8 protein-coding genes are annotated in these 20,704 nt (G+C 73.8%); 4 read left to right on the top strand and 4 right to left on the bottom strand.

Annotated features, from left to right (window positions below):
• Positions 1 to 102 precede the first annotated feature (102 nt).
• Positions 103 to 1,830 carry an ABC transporter ATP-binding protein gene (locus tag EDD40_RS08325; protein ID WP_123747847.1) on the bottom strand — a complete coding sequence of 576 codons (1,728 nt, stop codon included), beginning with the start codon at positions 1,828 to 1,830 and terminating at the stop codon, positions 103 to 105.
• Positions 1,827 to 3,464, bottom strand: coding sequence for an ABC transporter ATP-binding protein (locus EDD40_RS08320; RefSeq protein WP_246037536.1), 1,638 nt, complete (start codon positions 3,462 to 3,464; stop codon positions 1,827 to 1,829). Before EDD40_RS08320 ends, EDD40_RS08325 begins: the two co-directional genes overlap by 4 nt.
• A 177-nt stretch (positions 3,465 to 3,641) precedes the next feature.
• Between EDD40_RS08320 and EDD40_RS08315 the strand changes: the two genes are divergently transcribed.
• The 4 genes from EDD40_RS08315 (at position 3,642) to EDD40_RS08300 (ending at position 19,653) form a co-directional block, all read left to right on the top strand.
• Positions 3,642 to 4,970, top strand: a complete 1,329-nt coding sequence (locus tag EDD40_RS08315; RefSeq protein WP_123742392.1) for a lysine N(6)-hydroxylase/L-ornithine N(5)-oxygenase family protein — start codon at positions 3,642 to 3,644, stop codon at positions 4,968 to 4,970.
• An 81-nt stretch (positions 4,971 to 5,051) separates the two neighbouring features.
• A complete protein-coding gene (locus tag EDD40_RS08310) occupies positions 5,052 to 6,062 on the top strand; it encodes an iron-siderophore ABC transporter substrate-binding protein (protein ID WP_123742391.1) in 1,011 nt (336 codons plus the stop codon).
• A gap of 89 nt (positions 6,063 to 6,151) precedes the next feature.
• Complete coding sequence (locus tag EDD40_RS08305) at positions 6,152 to 19,462, top strand: non-ribosomal peptide synthetase (protein WP_123742390.1); 13,311 nt, start codon at positions 6,152 to 6,154, stop codon at positions 19,460 to 19,462.
• Positions 19,459 to 19,653, top strand: coding sequence for an MbtH family protein (locus tag EDD40_RS08300; RefSeq protein WP_123742389.1), 195 nt, complete (start codon positions 19,459 to 19,461; stop codon positions 19,651 to 19,653). The genes EDD40_RS08305 and EDD40_RS08300 overlap by 4 nt, the downstream gene beginning before the upstream one ends.
• A gap of 19 nt (positions 19,654 to 19,672) precedes the next feature.
• Here EDD40_RS08300 and EDD40_RS08295 read toward each other — a convergent pair whose 3' ends face one another.
• A complete protein-coding gene (locus tag EDD40_RS08295; protein ID WP_246037535.1) occupies positions 19,673 to 19,987 on the bottom strand; it encodes a DUF6191 domain-containing protein in 315 nt (104 codons plus the stop codon).
• A gap of 94 nt (positions 19,988 to 20,081) precedes the next feature.
• Positions 20,082 to 20,654: a snapalysin family zinc-dependent metalloprotease gene (locus EDD40_RS08290; RefSeq protein WP_123742387.1), complete on the bottom strand. Its 573-nt coding sequence runs from the start codon at positions 20,652 to 20,654 to the stop codon at positions 20,082 to 20,084.
• Positions 20,655 to 20,704: the final 50 nt, after the last annotated feature.

The following is a 20,704-nucleotide window of genomic DNA, read 5'->3' as shown; positions in this document are numbered from 1 at the left end:
CGGCTCCGTCGCGGTAGCCGCAGGCGCCCTTGCCGGTGCCGGCGGGCCTGGTCGGTCGGGCGCCGGCGGCCGGCCGGCGGATAACGTGCCGTTCGGCGCGACTCAGGCCCGGGTGCCCGACCAGGCGGCCCACAGCTCCGCGTACCGCCCGCCGGCGGCCAGCAGCTCCTCGTGCGGGCCGTTCTCCACCACCCGTCCTGCTTCCATCACGACCACGCGGTCCGCCGTCACGGCCTGGGTGAGCCGGTGCGCCACCAGCAGGCCGGTCCGCCCGTCCAGTGCCCGCGCCGCCGCTTCCTCCAACTCCCGCGCACCCGCGCTGCCCGCGTCCGCGGTCGCCTCGTCCAGGATCGCCACCGGCGGATCGGCCAGGACGAGCCGGGCCAGCGCCAGCTGCTGCGCCTGCGTCACGGTCAACCGGTGCCCGCCCTCGCCGACCACGGTCTCCAGGCCCGACGGCAGCGCGGAGGCCCAGCCGAGCGCCCCGACCCGCGCCAACGCCGCCGAGAGCTCGTCGTCGGTGGCTTCCGGGCGGGCCAGCCTCAGGTCGTCGGCCAGCGGGCCGGCGAAGACGTGCACCTCCTGCGTGATCAGCGCGACCGACCGGACCGCCGACCCCAGCTCCACCCCGCCGATGGCGATGCACCCGGCGGTCGGCTCGTGCACGCCCGCGATGAGCTTCGCCAGCGTCGTCTTGCCCGCGCCGGAGGCGCCGACCAGCGCGACCCGCTCACCGGCGGCCAGCTCCAGGTCGACGTCCCGCAGCACCGGGTGGCCGTCCACGTAGGAGTAGGACACCCCGGCCAGCTTGATCGTGGTGTCCGCCGGCCGCACCCGGCCCTCCAGCACGGGCATCGGCTCGTCGGTCACGCCCACCAGCCGGGACAGCGACGCGGTGGCCGCCTGCGCGTCGTCGGCCAGCGCCAAGGCGGCGTTGACCGGGTTGAACAGGCTGTGGAAGTACAGGGCCGCCGCGGTCGCCGTGCCCACGGACACCGAACCCGCGCCCACCAACCAGAACCCGGTGACCAGCACGCCGGCCAGCCCGATGAACTCCGCCGCGTTCAGCCGGCCGTAGAACCGGGTCAGCAGCCGGATGCCGCGCAACGCCAGGTCGACCGCCTCCCGCGACCGCGACCGCACCCTCGCCACGTGCGACGAGGCCAACCCGAACGTCCGGACCGTCGCCGCGCCGCCGATGGAGTCCAGCAACTGCTGCTGCTGGACGCCCACGGCCACCCGCTGCGCCGCGTACAGCTCCACCGCCCGCCCGCCGTACCACCGCACGGTGTGCACGTGGATCGGCATCGCCAGCAGCACGGGGATCAGGAACCGCCAGTCCAGCACCGCGATGCCGACCACGGTCAACGAGATGGTCAACGCCGACCGCGCCATCACCGGCAGCGCGTTGCGCACCGCGTCGGCGATCACCTGCACGTCCCGCGTCACCCGCGAGGTCAGGTCGCCCGAGCCGGCCGCCTCCACCCGCCCCAGCGGCAGGTGCAGCGCCCGTTCCACGAACTTCTCGCGCAGGTCGGCGAGCATCCCCTCGCCCAGCCGCGCCACCAACGACGTGCCGAACGCCGTCGACACGCCCTGGACGGCGGCGACCAGCACCAGCACCACCACCGGCCACGTGATCGCGGAGGAGCCCGCGCCGACCAGGTCCACGATCCGGCCCAGCACCGGCGCGGTGAGCAGGCCGACCGCCGTGCCCGCCAGCAGCACCAGCAGCGCCGCCCACGCCGACGCGCGGCGCGGTCGGACCAGCTCGCCGACCACCGCCCAGGTCCGGGCGCCGGAAGCGGTCGCCAGCAACTCGCGCATCAGCTCAACACCACCAGTCGGTAGTCCTCGTCCGCCACCAGGTCCGCGTGCGCGCCGGACGAGACGACGACACCGGAAGCCAGGAACACCACGCGGTCCGCCGCGGCCAGCAGCGCCGGGCTCGTCGCCACCACGACCGTCGTCAGCCCCGCCCTCATCCGCTTGATCCCGGCGGCCAGCGACACCTCCGTCACCGCGTCCACGGCGGTCGTCGGGTCGTGCACCACCAGCACCGGGGGCGCGGCGGCCAGGGCGCGGGCCAGCGCCACCCGCTGCCGCTGCCCGCCCGACAGCGACCGGCCGCGCGCCGAGATCACCGTGTCCAGCCCGTCGGGCAGCGCCCGCGCCACGTCGTCGACCCGGGCCGCGTCCATCGCCTCGTCGACCCGGGGACCGCCCGCGGCGACGTTGTCCCGCACCGAGCCCTCGAACAGGTCCGCGTCGTGCGCCGCGACCAGCACCGCCGCCCGCAGCGCCGAACCCTCCACAGTGGACAGCGGCAGCCCGTCCAGGGTCACCGTGCCGCCCGCCGGGTCCACCTCGCGCGCCAGCACGGCCAGCAGCGACACCGCGTCCGCCGGGTCGCGCGCCACCACGCCGAGCAGCTCGCCGGGCGACACCGTCAACGACGCGCCGCGCAACGACCCCGACACGACGTCGGCCAGCTCCACCCGCCCGGCGGCGGTGGGCGGCAGCTGCGCCGTACCGGGTGGCACGTCCGGTGGGGCGGCCAGCACCTCGGCCACCCGCGCGGCCGACGCCCGGCCCTGCGCCAGCAGCCCGTTGACCCACGAGAAGATCGACAGCGGCCACAGCAGGAACTGCGCCAACCCGACCGCGGCCACCAGCTCGCCGACGGTGATCGTCCCGGACGCGGCCAGGTGCCCGCCCACCAGCGCCACGATCGCCAGGAACACGCCGGTCACCGCCAGCATGGAGCCGTCCAGCCAGGCCCGTGACCCGGCCGCGCGGATCGCGGCGGCCATGGACGACCGGCTGGTCGACCGGTACCGCCGCGCCGCCGTCGCCTCCGCGCCGATGCCCTTCAGCGCCCGCAGCCCGGCGACCAGGTCGGCCGCCACGCCCGACGCCAGCGCGGCCCGGTCCTGCTCGGCGTCGCTGCGCCGTTCGAGTGGTTTGCCGAGCACGTGCGCCAGGCCGAGCAGGACCGGCGCGGCCACCAGCACCAGCAGCCCGAGCACCCACGACACCCGCAGCAACGCCACCGCGCCCACCAGGACGCCGACCACCGCGGAGAACGCGATGGGCAGCGCCAGGTTCACCTGCCCGACGCGCTGCGCGTCGCTGGTCGCGATGTTCGCCAGCTCGCCGGACAGCCTGCCGCGGGCCGCGCCGCCGTCCGCGGACAGCACCCGGGCGGCCAAGGTCGACCGCACCTCGTGCGCGGCCTGGTGCGACGCCTTCTCCCCGCTGCGCAAGGAGAAGCGGAAGCTCAGCGACAGCGCCACGAACACCGCCGCGAGCACGCCGATCCAGAGGACCAGGCGCCCGCTCGCACCGGTGCGCACCGCCTCGTCGATCACCACGCCGATGAGCAGGGGCACGGCGGCCTCGCCGGCCTGGTGCGCCGCGCCGAGCGCCGAGGCGACGGTCACCGACTTCCACTGCCCGGTCACGGCCCCTTTGAGGACCTCGGTCCTGTGGACGGTTTTCACCCCGGTGTCCGCCTTCCGCTGAAGTGCGAGGTGAGGCTACCCTAATCACGAAAGAGGCCTGGATCACTCCCGCGAGGGATCAACTTAGGTTAGGGTAACCAAAGTTCGATCACCCCGTTTCGCACCGATGGGACAGCCATGCCACAGCCACCAGTCTTCGACGTCCTCGGCGTCGGCTTCGGGCCGTCCAACCTGGCCCTGGCGATCGCCGTCGCCGAGCACAACGCCGACGCGCGCGCCGAAGACGTGGTGACCGCCCACTTCCTGGAACGGCAGCCGCGGTTCGGCTGGCACCGCGGGATGCTGATCGACGACGCCACCATGCAGGTGTCGTTCCTCAAGGACCTGGTGACGCTGCGGAACCCGCACAGCACCTTCACCTTCCTGAGCTACCTGCACAGCAAGGGCAGGCTGGTCGACTTCATCAACCACAAGAACCTGTTCCCGCTGCGCGTCGAGTTCCACGACTACTTCGAGTGGGCCGCCGGCCGCGTCGACGACCTGGTGTCCTACGACCACGACGTGGTGGACGTGCGGCCGGTGACCGAGGACGGCGTGATCACGCACCTCGACGTCGTCTCGCGCACCTCGACCGGCGAGGTGGAGGTGCGCCGCGCCCGCAACCTGGTGCTGGCCACCGGTCTGCGCCCGGCGTTGCCCGAGGGCGTCCGGCCGTCCGCGCGGGTCTGGCACAACCGGGACTTCCTGCACCGCGTCGAGTCGCTGACCGACCCGCGCCGGCTCGTCGTCGTCGGCGCCGGGCAGAGCGGCGCCGAGGTCACCGCGTTCCTGCACGAGCGGTTCCCGACCGCCGAGGTGTGCGCGGTGTTCGCCCGCTACGGCTACAGCCCGGCCGACGACAGCTCGTTCGCGAACCGGATCTTCGACCCCGCCGCCGTGGACGACTACTTCGCCGCGCCCGAGCAGGTCAAGCGCAAGCTGATGGACTACCACGGCAACACCAACTACGCGGTGGTCGACAACGAGCTGATCGCCGAGCTGTACCGGCGGGTGTACCGGGAGAAGGTGCTGGGCGCGCAGCGGCTGCGGCTGCTCAACCTCTCCCGCGTGGCCGAGCTGGACGACCGCGAGGACGGCGTGGCGGTGACCGTCGAGTCGCTGGGCACCGGCGCGCGCGAGGTGCTCGACGCCGACGCGATCGTCTACGCCACCGGCTACCGCGAGGCCGACCCGACCGGGCTGCTGGGCGACCTGGCCGGGCGCTGCGCCCGGGACGCGCACGGCAGGCTCGGCGTCGGCCGCGACTACCGCCTCGACACCGACGACGACCTGCTGGCCGGCCTCTACCTCCAGGGCGGCACCGAGCACACGCACGGCATCTCGTCGTCGTTGCTGTCCAACACGTCCGTGAGGGTGGGGGAGATCCTCCGGTCCGTGCTCGGCCGCCGCGCCCCGGCCGCGCCCGCGCGGCCCGAGTACGCGATCAGCGTCTCACGGGTGAGCTGACACGCTCCGCAGTTCGTCAGGTCAAGCAAACCAAGCTGGTACAGCGGCGCGCCGCCGCGCCTCCGAAAGGGAAACCCTGTGATGTCCACGAAGTTCAAGCTGGTCGCGGCCGTGTCGGTCGCGGCGCTGGCGCTGGCCGCCTGCGGGGGCGGCGGCGACGCCGGCCCCGGCGCGACGAGCCAGGGCAACGCCGCCGCCACCGGCGCGTTCCCGGTCTCCGTCGAGCACAAATACGGCACCACCGAGATCAAGACCGAGCCGAAGAAGGTCGTCACGCTCGGCCTGTCCGACCAGGAGCCGGTGCTGGCCCTGGGCGTCAAGCCGGTCGGCGTCGTGGACTGGTTCAAGGAGCGGCCCTACGGCAACTGGCCGTGGACCGGGGAACTCTGGGGCGACACGCAGCCGGAGATCGTCGGCGAGCGCGACGAGTACAACCTGGAGAAGGTCGCCGCCCTCAAGCCCGACCTGATCCTCGCGGTCTACTCCGGCATGAAGCAGGAGCAGTACGACACGCTGTCCAAGATCGCGCCCGTGGTCGCGCAGCCCAAGGCGTTCCCGGACTACGCCGCGCCCTGGCAGGACCAGACCCTGCACATCGGCAAGGCGCTGGGCAAGGAGAAGGAAGCGCAGGCCCTGATCGACGGCGTGGCGAAGCGGTTCGCCGACGCCAAGGCCGCGCACCCCGAGTGGGCCGGCAAGACCATGGTGGTGGCCGACAGCTTCAAGCCCGGCCAGTACTCCGCGTTCGCGCCGACCGACCCGAAGGCCATCTTCATGAAGGAGCTGGGCTTCACCCTCGTGGACGAGATCGGCGAGCTCGCCGGGCAGCTCAACGTGGCCGAGTTCAGCGAGGAGCGGTTCGACCTGCTCGACGCCGACCGCCTGGTGTGGCTCATGTTCGACCAGAGCGCGTGGGAGCGGGTCAAGTCCGTGCCCGCCTACCAGCGGCTCGGGGTCGTCAGCGAGAAGCGCGACCTGTTCCTCACCTACATGGACCCGCCGATCGGCGCGGCCATGTCGTTCAACACGGTGCTGAGCGTGCCCTACGGCATCGAGCAGGTCGTGCCGCTGCTCGAAGCGATCAAGAACTAGTCGGCGGTCCACCGCGGGTGGGGGTGCCGACGGCAGCCCCACCCGCGGTGTGTGTGCGGGGAAGTCGGGAAGGAACGGGAAGGTTGACCATGGCGCTGCCCTTGACCGGTGCTCAGACCGGTGTCTGGTTGGCACAGCAGCTGGAGCCCGACAACCCCGTCTACAACGTGGCGTGGTACCTGGAGCTGCGCGGACCGGTCGACCACGACCGGCTGGAGGCGGCCGTCCGGCAGACCGTCGGCGAGACCGGCGCGCTGCACGTCCGGTTCACCGAGGACGGCCAGGTCCCGACGCCGCCGACCACCGACGTCACGCTCCGCTCGTTCGACGCGCTCGCCGACGCGCGGGCCTGGATGGACGACGACATGGCGCGGCTGACCGACCTCTCGACCGGCCCGCTGTTCCACCACGCGCTGCTGCGCATCGCCGACGACCACGTGCTCTGGTACCAGCGCTACCACCACCTCGTGGTCGACGCCTACGGCTGCGTGCTGATCACCCGCCGGGCCGGTGAGCTGTACGAGGGCGCCACCGAGCCGCGGCCGAAGCCCGTGCGGGCCCTCGTCGACGCCGACCTCGCCTACCGCGACTCGCCCGCCCGGGAGGCCGACCGGGCGTTCTGGCACGCGAAGATGGCCGACCACCCCGAACCGGTGCGGCTCGTGCCGCGGGCCGCCGGGCAGGTCCGCGAGGTCATCCGCCGCACCGTCGAGCTGCCGAACCCGTTGACCTCGCGGCAGGCCATCGCCGCCGTCGCCGCCTACACCCACCGGGTGACCGGCGCGTCGGACCTGGTGCTGGCCATGCCGGTGACCGGCCGGCGCGACCAGGTCAGCCGGGTCACGCCCGGCATGGCGTCCACCGTGCTGCCGCTGCGCGTCACCGTACGGCCGGACAGCACCATCACCGGCCTGATCGCCGACGTCGACCGCGAGATCCGCGAGGTCGTCCCGCGCAGCGCCTACCGCGGCGAGGACCTGGCCCGCGAGCTCGGCCTGCGCGACGGCATCCCCGAGCTGGTCGGGCCGACGGTCAACTACCTGGGCTTCGGCCGGGAGATGGGCTTCGCCGACCTCGACCCCGCGTTCCACATGCTGTCGCTGGGCCCGGTCAACGACCTCACCACGTCCTTCCTGCGACGCGCCGACGGCCGGCTCGTCGTCACGTTCGAGGCGAACGCCGCCGTGTGCACGCCCGCGGAACTGGCCGACCACCAACGCCGCTTCCTGCGCGTCCTCGACGCCGACCCCGACCAGCCCGTGGCGCTGATCGACCTGGTCGACGACGCGGAACGCGCCCGCCTGCTGGACTTCGGCACGTCACCGCGCGAGGTGGACGAGGTGACGTGGCCCGGCGCCGTCGAACGCCAGGTCGCGCTGCGCCCCGACGCCGTCGCGGTCGTGTGCGAGGACGTGTCGCTGACCTACGCCGAGCTGAACGTCGCCGCGAACCGGCTGGCCCGCGCGCTCGTCGCCTCCGGGGTGCGGCCCGAGGACGTGGTGGGCGTGGCCCTGCCCCGGTCGGCCGACCTGGTCGTCACGCTGCTCGCGGTGATGAAGGCCGGCGCGGCCTACCTGCCGCTGGACCTCGACCACCCCCGTGACCGCGTCGACCACATGGTCGCCGACGCGGGCGCCAAGGTGGTCATCACGCCGGAGACCCGGTTCGAGCTGCCCGACGACGGCTCCGACCTGGGTCTGGACATCGCGCTCGACCAGGCCGCGTACGTGATCTACACGTCCGGCTCGACCGGTCGGCCCAAGGGCGTCGTCGTGACGCACGAGGGCATCGGCAGCCTCATCGCCACCGCGCTGGACCGGATCGGCATCACCCCGGACAGCCGGGTCGTGCAGTTCGCGTCCGTCGGCTTCGACGTGGCCGTGTGGGACCTGTGCATGTCGCTCGGTGTCGGCGGGCGCGCGGTCGTCGTGCCGTCGCACCGCCGGGTCGCGGGCGAGGCGCTGACCTCCTACATCGCCGAGCACCGCGCCACCCACATGATCCTGCCGCCGTCGCTGGTCGCCGCGCTGCCGCCGGAGTGCGAGCTGCCCGCCGGCGCGGTGCTGGTCGTGGGCACGGAGACCGTGCCGACCGAGCTGATCGCCCGGTGGTCGCGGCGGCTGCGGGTCGTGGCCGCGTACGGCCTCACCGAGGCCACGGTGAACTCGACGCTGTGGGCCGCCCGGCCGGACTGGACCGGTCCGGTGCCGATCGGCGTGCCGGACCCCAACACCCGCTGCTACGTGCTCGACTCGGCGTTGCGGCCGGTGCCGGTGGGCGTCGAGGGCGAGCTGTACGTCGGCGGGCGCGGGCTCGCGCGGGGCTACCGGGGACAGCCGGCGCTGACCGCGTCCCGGTTCGTGGCCGACCCGTTCGCCGGGCCGGGCGCCCGCATGTACCGGACGGGCGACCGGGCCCGGTGGCGCGCCGACGGCGCCCTCGACTTCCTGGGCCGGTCCGACGGCCAGGTGAAGATCCGGGGGTTCCGGATCGAGCCGGGCGAGGTCGAGAGCGTGCTCATGGCGCACCCGCGGATCGCGCAGGCCGCCGTGCTGGTGCGGGAGGACCACCGGCGGGTGAAGCGGCTCGTCGCGTACGTGGTCGGCACGGTCGCGCCGGTGGACGCGCGGGAGCACGTCGCCTCGGCGCTGCCGGAGTACATGGTGCCGTCCGCGGTGGTGCCGCTGCCCGGTCCGCTGCCGCTGACCCCGAACGGCAAGCTGGACCGCGCGGCCCTGCCGGAGCCGGACTGGGCCGCGCTCGCCGGTGACGCGCCGGCCACGAACCCGGTCGAGCAGACGCTGGTGGACCTCGTCGAGGCGGTGCTCGGGTTGACGCCCGGCATCCACGACAACTTCTTCGAGCTGGGCGGCGACAGCATCGTCACGATGCAGCTGGTGTCGCGGGCGCGTGCCGCGGGCCTGGAGTTCACGCCGCGCGAGGTGTTCGAGCACCGGACCGTGGCGGGGTTGGCGCGGGTGGCGCGCGAGGTGAGCGGCCGCGACGCCTCCCTCGACGCCTCCCTCGACGGGTTCCCGTCGGACGTGCTGCCGGCGTCGCCGTTGCAGGAAGGCTTCTTCTTCCACGCGCAGTACGACACCGACGACTCGTACGTGGTGCAGGAAGTGCTGGACCTGGCCGTCGGCCGGGACGCCGTGCAGGGCCTGCTGGACCGGCACCCGCTGCTGCGCGCGGGTTTCCGCCAAACCGACCGCGGGCGCGTGGAGCAGGTGATCGCCGAGGCGTCGACGCTGCCGTGGCGCGAGTACCCGGCCACCGACGACGTCGAGGCCGTGCTGGCGGCGGAACGCGCCGACCCCTTCGACCTGTCCCGCCCGCCGTTGATGCGCGCGGCCCGGCACGGCGACCGGCTGGTGCTGACCCTGCACCACATCCTGCTGGACGGGTGGTCGGTCGGGCTGCTGCGGCGCGAGCTGGTCGGTGGCCGGGTCGAGCCGGTCGACCACCGGCGCTACTTCGCGTGGCTGGCGAGCCGTGACCGTGCCGCGGCGCACGAGGCCTGGCGCGCCGCCCTGTCCGATGTGGACGAGCCGACCCGGATCGCCGGGTTGTCCACACCCTCCTCCACGAGGCCGGGAATCGTCGGCCCCGGCCGGCAAAATAACAACAGGGGTCCCCTGGGAGGGGACGCCCGCGAAGCGCTGCCATTGGCCGAGGTGTCGCCGAGGCACGGGCAGCACCGGGTCCGGTTCCCCGCCGAGCTCAGCGCGGCGCTCGCCGGTGAGGCGAGGAGACGGGGCCTGACGCTCAGCACGGTCCTGCACGGGGCCTGGGGCCTGCTCCTCGGCGGCCTCACCGGGCGCGCGGACGTCGTCTACGGCACCACCGTGGCGGGCCGGCCGGCGGAGGTGGCGGGCATCGAGCACGCCGTCGGGCTGTTCATCAACACCGTCCCCGTCCGCCAGCGCTGGCGGGGGGACGACAGCCTCGCCACCACCTTCCAGCACCTGCAGAGCGAGCAGGCGCGGCTGCTGGAGCACCAGCACCTCGGCCTCGCCGAGATCCAGCGCGTCACCGGGCACGGCGAGCTGTTCGACACCCTCGTCGTGGTCGAGAACTTCCCGGACGTGGTCGACGACGTCGAGATCCGCGACCAGGTGCACTACCCGCTGGCCCTGATCGCGCTGCCCGGCGAACGCCTCGAACTGCGCCTCAAGCACCGCCTCCCGGACGCCGAGGTGGCCGCCCTCGCCCAACGGCTGGTCCGCCTGCTGACCGCGTTCGCCACCACGCCCGACCGGGCGGTGGCGAGCCTCGACCTCGTCTCCGACACCGAGACCGAGTGGCTGGCCCGGCTCAACGCGACCACCGCCGACGTGCCGGAGGGCACGCTGGTCAGCCGGATCGCCGCCCAGACCGCCCGCACCCCCGACGCCGTCGCGGTCGTCTGCGACGACGTCACCCTCACCTACGCCGAACTGGACCGGCGCGCCACCTCGCTGGCCCGCACGCTCCTGGGCCACCGCGTCGTCGGTGTCGCCGTGCCGAGGTCCGCCGAACTGCTGGTGGCGCTGCTGGCCGTGCTCAAGTCCGGTGCCGCCTACCTGCCCCTCGACCTCGACTACCCGGCCGAGCGCGTCGAGTTCATGCTCGCCGACTCCGGCGCCACCGCCGTCGTCCGGCCCGAGGACTGCGCCGACACCGACACCCCGCCGGCCGACCTCCCCGCGCCCCACCCGGACCAGCCCGCCTACCTGATCTACACCTCCGGCTCGACCGGGCGGCCCAAGGGCGTCGTCGTCACGCACCGCGCGATCGTCAACCGGCTGGCGTGGATGCAGCACGAGTACGGCCTCACCGCCGACGACCGCGTGCTGCAGAAGACGCCGTCCAGCTTCGACGTCTCGGTGTGGGAGTTCTTCTGGGCGCTGTGCGAGGGCGCGGCCGTCGTGCTCGCCAAGCCGGACGGCCACCGCGACCCCGCCTACCTCGCCGACCTGATCCGCCGCGAGCGCGTCACCACGCTGCACTTCGTGCCGTCCATGCTGGCCGCGTTCCTCGGCGTCCCCGAGGTGCACGAGGACAGGTCGTGGTCGGCGAGCCTGCGCCGCGCGTTCAGCAGCGGCGAGGCGTTGACCGGCGACGTGGCCGGCCGGTGGCTCGAGCTGACCGCCGTGCCGCTGCACAACCTGTACGGCCCCACCGAGGCCGCCGTCGACGTCACCTACTTCGAGTACGACGCCGCGCCGCACCCGTCCGTGCCGATCGGCCGCCCGGTCTGGAACACGCGGCTGCACGTGCTCGACCCGTTCCTGCGGCCCTTGCCGGTGAACGTGCCCGGCGAGCTGTACCTGGCGGGCGTCCAGCTCGCCCTCGGCTACCACGGCCGCTTCGCGCTCACCGCCGAGCGGTTCGTGGCCGACCCGTTCGGCGCGCCCGGCGAACGCATGTACCGCACGGGCGACCTGGTGGTGCGCCGCCCGGACGGCGTGCTCGTCTACCTCGGTCGCACCGACCGGCAGGTCAAGGTGCGCGGCAACCGGATCGAGCCGGGCGAGGTCGAGTCGGCGCTCGCCGGGCAGCCCGGTGTGCGCCGGGCCGCGGTCATCGTCCGCGGCGACCAGCTCCTCGGCTACGTGACGCCGGCCGACGTCGACCTCGACGCGGTGCGCGCCGGTGTCGCCGCCGCCCTGCCCGCCGCGATGGTCCCGCACGCGGTCGTGGCGCTGCCCGACTTCCCGCTCACCCCCAGCGGCAAGCTCGACCAGGCCGCGCTGCCCTCGCCGACCCCCGTGAGGACCGGACGACGCGCGCCCGGGACCGACCGGGAACGCCTGCTGTGCGAGGTGTTCGCCGACGTGCTCGGCCTGGCCGACCTCGGGGTCGACGACGACTTCTTCGTGCTCGGCGGCGACAGCATCACGTCCATCGCGGTGTCCAGCCGGGCGCGCGGGCTCGGCATCGGGATCAGCCCCCGCGACGTGTTCGAGCACCGCACGGTCGCCGCGCTGGCCGCCGTCGAGACGACCGCGGACACCGCGGCCGACGCGCCGCTGCTCGTGCTCACCGACGAACAGCGCGCCGCCCTGCCCGAGGCGGAGGACGTGTGGCCGCTCTCGCCGTTGCAGGAAGGCCTGTACTTCCACTCCAGCTACGACACCGGCGCGCTCGACGTCTACCTCTCCCAGGAGACGATGGACTTCGCGGGCCGGCTCGACGTCGACCGGCTGCGCCGCGCGGGCGCCGCGCTGCTGGCCCGCAACCCGAGCCTGCGCGCCGGGTTCACCAGCGACGGCGTGCCCGCGCCGGTGCAGTTCATCGCGCCCGGCCCGGAGATCCCGCTGCGCGTGGTCGACGCCGACGACGCCGAGGTGCCGGAGCTGCTGGCCGCCGACCGGCGCGAGCGGTTCGACCTGGCCGCGCCGCCCCTGTGCCGGTTCCTGGTGCTGCGGCTGCCCGACGGCCGCGACCGGCTCGTCATCACCCACCACCTGATCCTCTGGGACGGCTGGTCGGCGTGGCTGTTCCTGGAGCAGCTGCTGGAGCTGTACCGCGACCTCGACGCCCAGCTCCCGCCGCCCGGCACCTACCGCGACTACCTGGCGTGGCTGGCCCGGCAGGACCACGACGCGGCGCTGCGGGCGTGGCGCACCGCGTTGTCCGGCCTGCGCGAACCGACCCTCGTCGCGCCCGTCGACCGGTCGCGCGAACCGGTCATCCCGGCCGAGTTCCACCAGGAGCTGGACGAGGAGCTGACCGACCGCGTCCGCGCGCAGGCCCGGCGGCACGGCCTGACCGCGAACGCCGTGTTCAACGCCGCGTGGGCGATGGTGCTGGCGAGCCAGGTCGGCCGGGACGACGTGGTGTTCGGCACCGCCGTCGCGGGCCGCCCGGTCGAGGTCGACGGCGTCGAGCACGTCATCGGCATGTTCCTCAACACCATCCCCACCCGCATCGCGCTCGACCCCCGCGAGACCGTGCTGGAGCTGCTGCGGCGCGTGCAGGCCGAGCGGACCGCGCTCATGTCCTACGAGCACGTCGGCCTCGGCGAGATCCAGCAGGAGGCCGGGCACCGGCAGCTGTTCGACACGCTGTTCGTGCTGCGCACCGGCGACGGCGCCGACCGCCAGGACGAGTTCGCGTCCCGGCACGGCGTGCTCGACGTGTCCAACGTGGACGGCACGCACTTCCCGCTGACGCTCATCATCACGCCCGGCGCGCGCACCCGCGTCACGCTCGCGTCCCGACCGGACGTCTTCGCCGCCGACACCGCCGAAGCGCTGCTCACCCGGTACACCACCGTGCTGCGCCGCCTGGTGGACGCGCCGGACGCGCTGATCGGCGCCCTCGACGTGCTGCCCGACCACGAGCGGCGCGCGCTGGAGGCCGAGTGGGACGCCGGCGCCAACCCCGTGGTCCCCGAGACCGTCGCCGACCTGCTCGCCGCGCAGTCGCGCCGCACGCCGGACGCCACCGCGCTCGTGTTCGGCGACCAGCGGCTGACCTACGCGCAGTTGCAGGACCGGATCGACACCCTGGCCCGGCTGCTGATCAGCCTCGGCGCGGGGCCGGAACGCGTGGTCGCGCTCGCGCTGCCGCGCACCACCGAGATGGTGGTGGCGTTGTTCGCGGTGCTCCGCACCGGCGCCGCCTACCTGCCGCTGGACCTCGACCACCCGGCCGACCGGCTGCTGCTGATGATCGAGGACACCAAGCCGCTGTGCGTGCTCTCGACCACCGCGGTCGGGCTGGTGCCGGACGCGGTGTGCGTGGACGACCTGCCCGACGGGCCGGACCACGTCGAGTGGCCGGTGTTCTCGCCGGACCACCCGGCGTACGTGATCTACACGTCCGGCTCGACCGGCCGGCCGAAGGGCGTCGTCACGCCCTACCGGGGCCTGACGAACATGCAGCTCAACCACCAGCAGGCGATCTTCGCGCCCGCCATCGCGGCCGCCGGCGGCCGTCGGCTGCGCATCGCGCACACCGTGTCGTTCGCGTTCGACATGTCGTGGGAAGAGCTGCTGTGGCTGGTCGAGGGCCACGAGGTGCACGTGTGCGACGAGGAGCTGCGCCGGGACGCGGCGGCCCTGGTGGCGTACTGCGACGAGCACCTCGTCGACGTGGTCAACGTGACCCCGACCTACGCCCAGCTGCTCATCGAGGAGGGCCTGCTGGAAGGCCACGTGCCCGCGCTGGTGCTGCTCGGCGGCGAGGCCGTGCCCGAGTCGGTGTGGCAGCGGCTGCGCGAGACACCCGGCACGTACGGCTACAACCTGTACGGGCCGACCGAGTACACGATCAACACGCTGGGCGCGTCCACGGAGGACAGCGAGACGGCGACCGTCGGCAAGGCGATCTGGAACACCCGGGCGTACGTGCTGGACGCCCGCCTGCGGCCGGCGCCGCCCGGCTCGCCCGGCGAGCTCTACGTCGCGGGAGTCGGCCTGGCCCGCGGCTACCACGACCGGTTCGGGCTCACCGCCGAGCGGTTCGTCGCCGACCCGTACGGCCCGCCCGGCACCCGCATGTACCGCACCGGCGACCTGGTGCGGGCGCGTGCCGACGGCAACCTCGACTTCCTCGGCCGCACCGACGACCAGGTCAAGATCCGCGGCTACCGGGTCGAGCTGGGCGAGGTCGAGTCCGCCCTGGCCGGCCGGCCGGGGGTGACGCACGCGGCGGTCGTCGTGGACGCCGGGCCGGGCGGGGTGAAGCGGCTGGTCGGGTACGTGGTGTCGTCGGTCGACCCGGCGGTGCTGCGGGAGGGCCTGAAGAACAGCCTGCCCGACTACATGGTGCCGGCCGCGATCATGCCCGTGGACGCGCTGCCCCTCACCGTGAACGGCAAGCTCGACGTGCGGGCGCTGCCCAAGCCGGTGATCTCCGGCGCGGCGTCGTCCCGGGCCGCCGCGACCCGCGAGGAGGAAGTGCTGTGCGGGCTGTTCGCCGACGTGCTCGGCGTGCCCGCGGTGGGCGTGGACGACGACTTCTTCGACCTCGGCGGCCACTCGCTGCTCGCCACCCGGTTGATCAGCCGGGCCCGGTCGGCGCTGGGCGTGGACCTGGCGATCCGCGACCTGTTCGACGCGCCCACGGTCGCCGAACTGGCCCTGCGCGCCGGCGGCGGGTCGGCAAGGCCGCCGCTGGTGCCGGTGCAGCGGCCGGCCGAGCTGCCGCTGTCGTCGGCGCAGCAGCGGTTGTGGCTGATCCAGCAGATGGAGGGCACGTCCGCCGCCTACAACTTCCCGCTGGTGTTCACCCTGGACGGCCCGCTGGACGTGGCCGCGTTCACCGCCGCCGTCGGCGACGTGGTCGACCGGCACGAGGCGTTGCGGACGGTGTTCGGCGAGCACGAGGGCACGCCGTTCCAGCGGGTGCTGCACGACGTCACGCCCGTGGTGGTCGTGCGTCCGGCCGACGAGCACGAGGTGCCGGACATCGTGCGGGCCGAGGTCGAGCGGCCGTTCAACCTGCGCGCCGAGCTGCCGTTGCGGGTGACGATCGCGGCGTTGGCCCCCGAGCGGCACCTGATCGTCATCCTGCTGCACCACATCACCACCGACGAGTGGTCCGACCGGCCGTTCCTGCGCGACCTCGCGACCGCGTACCGGGCGCGGCGGGCCGGTGCGGCGCCGGGGTGGGAGCCGCTGCCCGTGCAGTACGCGGACTACACCGTGTGGCAGCGCGACGTGCTGGACGTCGTCGGCGACGAGCAGTCGGACTTCTGGGCGCGGGCGTTGGCCGGCGCGCCGGAAGAGCTGGAGCTGCCCGTCGACCGCCCCCGCCCGGGACGGCCGACGTTCCGCGGCTCCGACGTGGAAGTCGTGTTCGAGCCCGCGTCGGCCGACGCGCTGCGGGCGTTCGCGCAGACGTCCGGCGCGTCGATGTTCATGGTGTTGCAGGCCGCCGTCGCCGCCCTGCTCGGCCGGTTGGGCGCGGGCGACGACATCCCGCTGGGCGCGCCGATCGCGGGCCGCACCGACGAGGCGCTGGACGACCTGGTCGGCTTCTTCGTCAACACGCTCGTGCTGCGGGCCGACCTGTCCGGCGACCCGGGCTTCGCCGAGCTGGTCGCGCGGGTGAAGGAGACGTCGCTGGCCGCGTTCTCGCACCAGGACGTGCCGTTCGAGGCCGTGGTCGACCGGCTCAACCCGACCCGGTCGGCGGCGCGCAACCCGCTGTTCCAGGTGATGGTCGGCTACCACAGCCGGGGCGGCGACGACGGGTCGTTCGACGGCCTGCCGGTGACGTGGGTGGGCCACGAGACCACGACCGCGAAGTTCGACCTGGTGTTCAGCTTCACCGAGGTCGTCGACGGTCCGGTGGTGTGCCGGCTGGAGTACGCGACGGACCTGTTCGACCGGGAGACCGTCGAACGGCTCGGCGCGCGGCTGACCACGCTGGTCGACGCCGTGCTGGCCGCGCCGTCCGCGCCGGTGAGCGCGGTGGACCTGCTCGCGCCCGACGAGCGGCGGCGCGTGGTGGACGAGTTCAACCGCACCGCGCGGGCGGTGCCGGAGGAGACGTTCACGACCATGTTCGCCCGGTGCGTCGCCGCGCGACCGGACGCGGTCGCCGTGGTCGACCGCAACCGCTCGGTCGACTACGCCTGGCTGGACGACCGGTCCGACCGGATCGCCCGGCTGCTCGCGGCCCGCGGTGTCGGCCACGAGTCGGTGGTGGGCATCGCGGTGCCCAAGTCGGCGGACATGGTCGCCGCGGTCGTCGCCACGCTGAAGCTCGGCGCGGCCTACCTGCCGCTGGACCTCTCGCACCCGGCCGACCGGGTCGCGTACATGATCCAGGACTCCGGCGCGACGCTCGTCGTCACCACGCGGGCCGCTCCCGTGCCGGACGTCGCCGAGACCCTGCTCCTCGACTCCGACGCGGTGCGCGCCGAGCTGTCCGCCGAGTCGGACGCCCCGCCCGCGACCGGGCCCCGGTCGTTGGACTCGGCGATGTACGTGATCTACACGTCCGGCTCGACCGGCCGGCCCAAGGGTGTCGTGGTGCCGCACGAGGGCATCGCCAGCCTCGCCGCGACCGCCGTCGACCGGATGGGGCTCACCGAGGAGAGCCGGGTGCTCCAGTTCGCGTCCGTGGGCTTCGACGTGGCCGTGTTCGAGCTGACCATGGCGCTGTGCGTGGGCGGGCGGCTGGTGTTCGCGCCGGACGAGGCGCGCGTCGCCGGCCCGGAGCTGACCGACTTCCTGCGCGACCGGCGGATCACCCACATGATCCTGCCGCCGTCGCTGGTGTCGGCGCTGCCCGCCGACTGCGAGCTGCCCGAGGGCTCCACCGTCCTGGTCGGCACCGAGACCGTGCCACCGGACGTGATCGGGCGCTGGGCCGGCCGGCTCACCCTGCTCGCCGCCTACGGCCTCACCGAGGCCACCGTCAACTCCACCCTGTGGAGAGCCGTGCCGGGGTGGGACTCGGCCGTGCCGATCGGCGTCCCCGACCCCAACACCACCGTGTACGTGCTGGACGACCGGCTGCGGCCGGTGCCGCCCGGTGTCGTCGGCGAGCTGTACGTGTCCGGCCGGGGCCTGGCCCGCGGGTACACCGGGCAGTCCGCGCTGACCGCGTCCCGGTTCGTCGCCTCGCCGTTCGGCCCGCCCGGGGCCCGCATGTACCGCACGGGCGACCGCGCGCGCTGGCGCGCGGACGGCAACCTCGACTTCCTCGGCCGCGTCGACACCCAGGTCAAGATCCGGGGCTTCCGGATCGAGCTCGGCGAGGTCGAAGCCGCCCTGACCCGGCACCCGGCCGTGACGCAGGCGGCCGTGGTCGCCGACCGCACGGGCGACGTGACCAGGCTCGTCGGGTACGTGGTCGGCTCGACCGAGGACGACCTGCGCGCCCTCGTCGCCGAACGGCTGCCCGAGTACATGGTCCCGGCGACAGTGGTCTTCCTGGACGGGCCGCTGCCGCTGACCCCGAACGGCAAGCTCGACCGACGGGCCCTGCCGCGACCCGACTGGTCCGCGCTGACCGGCGACGACCGGCCGGTGACACCGGAGCAGAAGGCGATCGCGGAGCTGTTCGCCGAACTGCTCGGCGTGTCGCCCGGCATCCACGACAACTTCTTCGCCCTCGGCGGCCACTCGATGGCGTCCATGCGGCTGGTCGGCAAGATCCGGTCGGTGTTCGGGGTCGACATCGCGTTGCGCGACGTGTTCGACTCGCCCACCGTCGCCGGGCTGGCCGGGCGGCTGACCGGCGCCACGTCGGCCCGGCCGCCGCTGCGCCGCTTCGACCGGCCGCTGGACCTGCCGCTGGCGCCCGTGCAGCGGGGACCGGTCGTCTGGGACCACGCGCTGGCGTTGCGGGCCACGACGCCGTTCGACGTGCCCGCCCTGGTCGAGGCGTACGCCGACGTCGTCGGTCGGCACGAGCCGCTGCGCACCGTGCTCGACGGCGGCGTGCAACGAGCCGTGCCGGTGCCGCCGCTGGAGGTCGAGCCGGTGGGGGCGCTGGACGAGGCACTGCCCGCGTTCGCCGCCGAGCCCCCGGCGCCCGGCCACCCGCCCGTGCGCGCCCGGCTGGCCGTGGACGCGTCCGGCGCGCAGGCGCTGCTGCTGACCATGAGCTACCTCGCCGTGGACGAGTGGTCGGTCGTGCCGCTGTTCCGCGACCTCCAGCACGCCTACGCGGCCCGCCGGCGCGGAGACGCTCCGCAGTGGACCGAACTGCCGGTGACCTACGCCGACTACGCGTTGTGGTCGGTGGAAGTGGTGGAGTCGGTGGGGGAGCGGCAGCACGCGTTCTGGCGGGACGCGCTGCGCGACCTGCCCGACCTGGCGCTGCCCTACGCCGGCGAGCGGCGGCCCGGCCGCCACCCCGCCGCCGTGGTCCCGTTCGAGCTGCCCGCGTCGCTGCACGCGGCGATCGACCGACTGGCCACCCGGACCGGCACCAGCGTGTTCATGGTCGTGCAAGCCGCGGTGGCGGCGGCGCTGACCCCGTACGGCACCGACCTGCCGATCGGCACGATGGTCGCCGGGCGGACCGAGGAGGCGCTGGCCGACCTGGTCGGCTGCTTCTTCAACCGGGTCGTGCTGCGCACCGACACCGCCGGGCAGCCCAGCTACACCGAGCTGCTGGCCCGCGTCCGCGCCACCGACCTGGCCGCGTTCGACCACGCGGACGTGCCGGTGCCGGCCGAGCCGCAGGTCATGATCGTGCACCACGAGAAGGCGGTCCTGTCGACCCTGGAAGGCGGCACGGGCACGCTCGAAGCCGTCCCGACCGGCACGACACCCGCCGAGCTGACCGTCAGCTTCTACGAACCGCGGGACGACGGCCCGGTGCCGTGCTACCTCGTCTACGCGACCGACCTGTTCACCGCGGCCACCGCCCACCAGCTGGCCGACGCGGTGCTGCGCCACCTGCACCGCGCGACAACCGACCCCGACCGGAGGATCCAGCCGTGACCAACCCGTTCGAAGACCCCGAAGGCCGCTTCCACGTCCTGGTCAACGACGAGGGCCAGCACTCCCTGTGGCCGTCGTTCGCCGACATCCCCGCCGGCTGGACCAGCCGCTTCGGCCCCGACACCCGTGACGCCTGCGTCGCCTACGTGGAGGAGCACTGGACCGACCTGCGCCCCCTGTCGCTGCGTTGAGCCCGCGCTGCCCGAACGCTCAGGACCCCCGGGTTCCCCGTCCGGGATCTCCGGGGTCCCGCTTCGGTCGCAGCCGCACCACGCCGTGGTCGAGGTCGACCGCGTGCGGTGGTGCGGCTTGGGTGTCTTCTTCACGCATCACGGCCACGGAGTCGCGGTGGTCGAGTTCCATCCGCTTGGAGCCGTAGAACATCGCGGTGATCTCGTTGACGGTCGTCGTGGCCAGCGGTGTGCCTCTGCGCTTGCGGTGGCGCTGGCGCAGCAGCTCGTAGACCGCCACCCCGACGACCGACAACGTCCCGCCGGGGATGCTCCACGCCAACACCGTCTCCACCGCGTCCACACCTCCCGAACGGGCCGGGGAGCGGTGCGGTTCCCGGACCCCGCGGGGTGGCACGGAGCCACCCCGCGGGGCGCCGGCACGCGGGTCAGTACACGTAGCACTCCGTGCTGCTGCCCGTGAAGCCCGCCGCACGCACGTCGGCCGGGGCGAACGAGCCGGCGAACCGGCGCTCGACCTCGGCGCGCTCGGCGGCGTTCGGCAGGTCGTTGCGGCACGACACCGGCGCGCTGGAGCCGGACATCAGGTCGGCGCACAGGCCGGTCCGCCGGTCCGGCAGGCCGAGGATGTGCCCGATCTCGTGGGTCGAGATCCGCGGCCGGTAGTAGCCCTGCTGCACGGCCTGCCGTCCCATGTAGACGGTGCCGTTGCCGAGCGACGACACGTACGCCCGGGGCCAGCCGTCGTCCGCCAGGATGCGGATGTTGACGCCCGAGGTGCTGGTCCGGCGGGCCAGCTTGACGTTGGACACCGAGTTGTTCCAGTTCGTCGCGGCGCGATCCCAGTCCGCGACGAACTCCTGGGCCTGGCTCACGTCGTAGTACAGGGTGCGCGCCAGGACCCGGGGTTCCGCCGACGCGCTCGGCGCGGCCACCGCGACCAGCGGCAGCAGCAGGCCCAGCACGCCGGCGAGGACGCCGACGGCCTTTCGTACGAGCATTGTGGTCTCCTTGGGGTACAGGGAAAGGGAGCCGTGTGACAGGGGAGGCT

The sequence above is a fragment of the Saccharothrix texasensis genome, assembly GCF_003752005.1.
GTDB classification, from domain to species: domain Bacteria; phylum Actinomycetota; class Actinomycetes; order Mycobacteriales; family Pseudonocardiaceae; genus Actinosynnema; species Actinosynnema texasense.
This window is presented reverse-complemented; position numbering and strand designations above follow the sequence as displayed.